At 58.8% G+C, this 420-nt stretch carries 1 protein-coding gene; it reads left to right on the plus strand.

Translation table 11 applies throughout. The annotated features are described in order from the left end of the window. Positions 1-420 (plus strand): condensation domain-containing protein (locus tag LQ247_RS22000; RefSeq protein ID WP_231006606.1); only part of this gene is annotated, 420 nt, incomplete at both ends.

Genomic DNA, 420 nt, shown 5'->3' on the forward strand with positions numbered 1-420 from the left:
ACAGGACACCTACCCGGTGTCCTCGGCGCAAAAGCGGATGTATGTCCTTCAGCAGCTGGAAGACGGCGGTGTCGGCTACAATATGCCGGCGGCGCTTAAGCTGACAGGACCGCTCGACCGCGCCCGGCTTGATGAAGTATTCAGGCAGCTGATCCGCCGCCACGAATCGCTCAGGACGTCGTTTGAAACAGGGGCAGACGGCGAGCCTGTCCAGCGCATCCATGATGATGTCCCGTTTCAGCTGATGGAATTGGCCGCGGCTGAAGACTTTGTCCGTCCGTTCCGGCTTCAAGAAGCGCCGCTTTTCCGCGCCGCTCTTGTGAAGGAAGCAGAGGAGAGCCACCTGTTGTTGGTGGACATGCATCACATCATTTCCGACGGGGTGTCTGTCGGCACCTTAATCAGCGAATTCAGCGAGCT

This window comes from Bacillus sp. BS3(2021), assembly GCF_021043345.1.
Lineage (GTDB): Bacteria > Bacillota > Bacilli > Bacillales > Bacillaceae > Bacillus > Bacillus paralicheniformis.